A 5504-nucleotide genomic window follows, 5' to 3' on the forward strand; every position below is an offset into this window, starting at 1 on the left:
AAGGCCGCTCAGCATGAACGGCTGATATAGGAGTGGTGGGATAAGTAGGTTGGAATATATCACCTCTATCGTATGAACTAGCAGGCCTAAGAGATTGTGATTTTTGAAAGTTCGATAATTAAGGCTTTCATGTTTACCTAGTGAAAGTTGCTAATTTGATGCCTGTTTCAAACAACCACGAACCCTCGCACCTGCAATTCTTTAGTGAAGTTAGACTGAGTGTTTGGTTCGCCGTGAATCAAATGCACCTTTTTCGGTGGAGTCGCGATGCCCTCTATAAATCGATAGAGATCCTCTTTATCGGCGTGAGCCGAGTAGCCAGACATGCCATGAATTTGAGCATTCACTTCCACTTGTTTGTTGTCGATTGAAACCTGCATTTCACCTTGTTGCAACTCTCGTCCGAGCGTCCCTTGCGCTTGATAGCCCGCTAAAATTACATCGGTTCGTATATCGGGAAGCAAAGCCGATAAGTAGTTCATTATCCTGCCGCCCTGACACATTCCAGAAGCTGCAACCACAATCGCGGGTTCACCTGTCGACTTAAGGCGATTAACGATTTTCTTGTGCATTCTATGCCCATCAACAGTAATGCACTGCTCAAATGCAAGTGGGTGACGTTTCACTTCAAGGCGCTGCTTGGCTTCTTGACCCCATAACTCTTTAAAGCGTCGGTAGGATCGCGTTACTTTCTCTGCCATAGGCGAATCGAGGATGATAGGAATATCGGCGCTGAGTTGATGCTCATAGATCAGGTGTTCGATATCAAATAGCAACTCTTGTGTTCGACCGATACTGAAGGCCGGAATTAGGATGACACCGCCATCGAGTAGTGAACGATCTATGATCGCTTTAAGACGCTGTGCTCGTGTTGCAATATCATCATGTGTACTGGCGCCATAAGTGGATTCGATAAACAGATAGTCGGCCTGTTGTGGTGGTTTTGGATCGGGCAGCAGTGGTGTGTTACTTGGGCCCAAGTCGCCAGAAAACACAACTACTTCTTGGCTTGGTAATTTTATCTCGATATAGGCAGAACCTAAGATGTGCCCAGCGGGTTGAAAACGGGCATGCAGAGTATTTGGCCTATGATGATCCTTTCCGTTGTTTTGCTGTTTAGATGTGATTGGAAACCATTCCCCGTAAGGCTTGGGAGCCATTAACGAATGAATTTTTTTGAGTATCAGCTTCGATTGTTTATTGCTGAGCCCTTGCAGTTTTAAACCATCCTCAATCATTAAAGGGGCGAGTTCAGCGGTCGCTTGCGTGCAATAAATCGGTTGGTTAAACCCACTGGCGAGTAACCAAGGTAATCGACCAATATGATCAATGTGAGTATGGGTCAGCAGCAGAGCGTTGAGGTGGGACGTTTCAAATTCAATATCAAGAGGGCGGGTATCTTCTCCTTGAAGCTTTTTACCTTGAAGATCTAAACCTTGAAAAAGGCCACAGTCGATGAGCACCGCTTGGCCTGAATCTCTTAACTCGTGACAAGATCCAGTGACAGTATGTTTGCCGCCATGGTGAATCACTTCCATCGTTTACTCCCATTGCTCTATAAAGTCGTTAACGCCTGTTTTTATTTTGCGGATAAGCGCCAGCAAGTAAAACAAGAACAATGAGAGTTGCGATCGTTGAGTATCTTTTTAAGTAACTGAGCGATGACTCAGTGGGTTCGTTGTGAGTTAGTTCGTAGAAGAGCGGTCTGAATCCAACTCTGGGTTTTGCTGCGCCGCTAAACGAGCCACTTCGGCATCAAGCTCTGCTATTTTCTCTGCCATGAGTGCGTGACAGCGATTGGCCAGCTCCCTTGCATCACTAAGCTTGTATCCGGATACATCGATAGGTTCCAGCATCTCGGTGATCACAATGCCATTATTGGCACGATTAAAGTCGATCTTATTGTGCGTGGTGCTCGTGCACATCGGGGTGATAGGCACGCCGGCTTCAATCGCCATTCGGAAAGCGCCTGTTTTGAATGGCAGTAATCCACGCCCTTTACTACGGGTTCCTTCAGGGTAAACCCAAACAGACAGATCTCTCTGATGAATCGCTTCCGCCACTTGCTTGATGGTATCGCGTGCTTTGGATTTGTCTTCACGGTTAATCATGATGTTACCGGTGATCCAATACAGCAGGCCAAAGAAAGGCACGTACAACAAATCGCGTTTGCCCAGTGAAACAGTGCGTGGTCTTAGCATTCCTGGATCGGTCACAAAGTCCAATATGCTTTGGTGGTTAGATATGTAGACGCTGTTCTCTGGCGTTGGGGCATTGTCTAGGCCGCGCTGTACCAGTTTTACACCGATGATCTTTTGGAGTTGGTTGAACCAACGACAGAAAACGTACACATGCTTGGGGTTCTTGGGGCTAAACAAGCAGTAAACAAAAGCACATAGAGTGGTGAAAATAATAAACACCGTAGCCAAAATAATACGAAGAACAGCAAGCACAATTCACTCCTTACTCACCGCAGGTGGCAGTGATTAAATAGTTTTAGATGCTTGAAGTTTTCACTCTATTTAACCGAATTGCAACAATTAACTGTGATAGGGGGCTATTTTTAGATCTTTATATAAAACAAGGACTAACAATAGGTGTTTGACACAGTTATCGAGCTTACACGTGTTCACCAGTAATGGCTCATGATCACCAAAACTGTTTATTTGGATCCGATTTTTCTACCCATTCAGGATCTTGACGCGATTCCAAGTAGAGTTGTAGACCGTTATAAGACATGAAAGCTGCAGGGCCGCCGAGGTGCTCGAAATAGTCAAAGTACTCATCTTCGAGAGCACAAAGGTGGGCTAAATCTTTAACCTTGTTAGCCAGCGCCCATTGAATGGCAAATACTGGCGCTATTGAGCCTGAAATATTCACCTCTTCGACGTTTGGGTTAAACATTGAATTAGCTTGCTCGAGCAGTATCTCTTCTTGTTCAGACTCTTGTTGTAGCACCTCTTCGACGATCTCCGAGCGCTTGGTATTAGAAACACTCTTGTTCAACTTGGCGATTCGTAGTGCGTAGCTAAATCGGTCTGATGACACTATGTAGACAAGTTGCGACAACAGCTCTTTGTCTACGCCTGCTGCTTTGGTGAAATAGTCGATACACGAATTGATGGAGGCATAACGAGTACCGTCAAACTCAAAGCCACTGGTTTCGTCGTATACCTCAAGTGGGATGTCATCAACCGACAAAGGCCAGCCTTTATAATCGACGCGTTGTTTGGCGATTTGATACATCTTCCATGCGCTGCGCCCAAACCCGCCAAGCGTCGAACCTGAGAAATCAGAATCAATAAGCTCTTGCTCCGTCCAGTTCTCACCGATGCCAAGGTGCTTGGCATACTTATCAATGAGCGCATGTTTTATCTGATCGCGCACAGACCAAATTGAGGTCAGATTCTTTGAATAGTTAATTCTCGCACACTCATTACAAGCCGGCAGTGCTATTGGTGAATGGCCAATCTTGGCAACTGCTTGCGCTGTCTTAGGAAATTCAACAAGGTTACTGGAAGGTTCACCACAAAACCAACAGGTGTGGCGCAGGTTGAATGGGATGTCTATGTAGGAGTATTGAGTCATTAGTTTTCGATTTATCCGGCGTCCAGTGTTTTAGGATATTTAGCTGTAACCTTCGATATAGTTGATCTCTTAGAGAAGACCTAATTTGATATTTCAATAATCTTTTCAATTGGTTACATTTTCTATGTCTTTATAGTACTTGCGTTCTGTTTATTCTAAAGTTACTGTCTCACTATATATGTTCTTTATGTGAAGGCACAATGTATCGCATGTATGAACAAGCTAATACATGTTAGCTATGATTCTTGGAAAGAAACTTTTTGCATGGCGTAAATTGGTAAGTCATAGAGTGTTATTTGAGTATTATCCATAAGTTGTTTAGCAATTTCGGTCTTTCATTCTTGATTGAAATTTAGAGAAAAAAACTTATCAATTACGAGTTTGAAAGAAGAATCGAGATACTAGACCTCTCTTGTAGTCTGGTACAAAAACGGTAAAATGAAGCGTAAATATTTTTGATTTATACATGATTACCTCTTGTTTTTAAATTGTTGTTTTTTAATGATTTATTTGTTTTTTTGCGAGGGGGAAAGTTATCTTAGGATCGATTTTGAATAAATATACAGCACGATTTTCTGGGCACCAAACCTTTCCACTTCGTTATGGGTGGCTTTATAAATTTTATCAAACTAGTCAGCTTGAAGGCTTCGATACACTTTCTACCGATGAGTTAATGGTTAAGTGGGGTGTAGGTAAGAATATGGTTGATGGAATAAAATATTGGGCCGGACGTGTAGGTATCTATGATCAGACAGATGACCATAAGGTCAGCGATGAGTATTTTCATATCGATCAACAAGATGAACATTTAGAAAACATAAGCTCATTGTGGCTTATTCATTGGCTTCTATGCAGAGATGTATCCGAACTGACAGCTTATCGTATATTTTTTAATTTTTATAATGGACAAAAGGTAGATAAAGAATCACTCCTAGTGTTTATAAAAGAGTTGTTTGCAACGAAACAGTTTGAATCAGATACCAAGAAAAAAAGTCTCTTGCAATTACCAGCAGACAATAGTTTAACGAAAGATATCAGCACCTTCTTTTTGACTTATGCAAAAAATAAAACAAGTAAAGTTTCGGAAGATAGTTTCTCTTCTCCGTTAAGTGAGTTAGGGCTGTTGAAGCAATTTGATAGACAGAAGTTTTTATGCGAGTTGGAGCCAAGGAATAGTTTGAGCGATCAAGTTTTCACATTTGCTTTAATTGATTATTTTTCGATGTTATCGGGTAAAGGCGGCACAACTACAATGTCATTTGACTCGTTCTTACTTGAACCTGGTAGCCCTGCCCGTGTTTTCCGTATGGCTCAGACAGAAGTAGAAAACCGATTAGAACAAGCTTCAAAGCTTACATCGGGGAGCATCGGTTGGACGGATACTCAAGGCCTTCGTCAAATACAAATCAAAGATATTGCTGTATTAGAAAACAAAAATACCTTTCTCGCTAAGATTTATAAGTAGGTCATCGTGTCTAATTTAAAAGAACATATCAATGTCAATATTCGCTTTCAACGCTCAACACGTATAGATTCAGACTTAGATTTTGAAGGCAAATTTTTTAATGGCTTTGTATTTCATGGTACCGCAGAAAATACTTTAAGAACGATAGCAGAAGGTTACCAACAGTCTAATCGAAAAACTTATACGGTTACTGGCCCTTATGGAACAGGTAAATCAACCGTAGCCCTTTTGTTAGCTGGTTTACTGTCTTCAGAAAGAAGCCTTAGAAATATTGCTTCAAAAGTTGTTAAGCCTGAGTTCTCTGAATTTTTTTACAAGAAAATCCCAGTAGTAAATGGTTGGTTTGTAGTTAAATCAGTTTGTAGTTTTGAGTCTCCAATTACAGCATTATGGTCATCTATAATCGCTGAATCTGAGGCTCACAATATCGACCTTTCTCACATCCCCCCCC

General features: G+C 42.0%; 4 protein-coding genes and 1 pseudogene. 2 read left to right on the forward strand and 3 right to left on the reverse strand.

Annotation, left to right across the window (positions count from 1 at the left end; translation table 11 throughout):
* Positions 1–167: 167 nt before the first annotated feature.
* The 3 genes from QQ041_RS21360 to QQ041_RS21370 form a co-directional block, all read right to left on the reverse strand.
* Complete coding sequence (locus QQ041_RS21360) at positions 168–1538, reverse strand: MBL fold metallo-hydrolase (protein WP_285954994.1); 1371 nt, start codon at positions 1536–1538, stop codon at positions 168–170.
* A gap of 147 nt (positions 1539–1685) precedes the next feature.
* Positions 1686–2453: a 1-acylglycerol-3-phosphate O-acyltransferase gene (locus QQ041_RS21365; protein WP_285954995.1), complete on the reverse strand. Its 768-nt coding sequence runs from the start codon at positions 2451–2453 to the stop codon at positions 1686–1688.
* Positions 2454–2649: 196 nt separating this feature from the next.
* Positions 2650–3588: a hypothetical protein gene (locus tag QQ041_RS21370; RefSeq protein WP_285954996.1), complete on the reverse strand. Its 939-nt coding sequence runs from the start codon at positions 3586–3588 to the stop codon at positions 2650–2652.
* 550 nt (positions 3589–4138) lie between these two features.
* Between QQ041_RS21370 and QQ041_RS21375 the strand changes: the two genes are divergently transcribed.
* Together QQ041_RS21375 and QQ041_RS21380 are read left to right on the forward strand one after the other, a co-directional pair.
* The gene (locus QQ041_RS21375; protein WP_285954997.1) at positions 4139–5053 is read left to right on the forward strand and encodes a DUF4007 family protein; all 915 of its coding nucleotides are present in this window, start codon (positions 4139–4141) and stop codon (positions 5051–5053) included.
* A 6-nt stretch (positions 5054–5059) separates the two neighbouring features.
* Positions 5060–5504: pseudogene (locus QQ041_RS21380) on the forward strand (hypothetical protein); the annotation flags it as partial.

It is taken from the genome of Vibrio sp. TMPB1044 (genome assembly GCF_030442075.1).
In the GTDB taxonomy this organism is placed as follows: domain Bacteria; phylum Pseudomonadota; class Gammaproteobacteria; order Enterobacterales; family Vibrionaceae; genus Vibrio; species Vibrio satsumensis.

Bases quoted from the DNA above. Each gene is read 5' to 3' on its own strand.
- QQ041_RS21360 (WP_285954994.1), bottom strand. From the start codon at position 1,538: ATGGAAGTGATTCACCATGGCGGCAAACATACTGTCACTGGATCTTGT.
- QQ041_RS21370 (WP_285954996.1), bottom strand. From the start codon at position 3,588: ATGACTCAATACTCCTACATAGACATCCCATTCAACCTGCGCCACACC.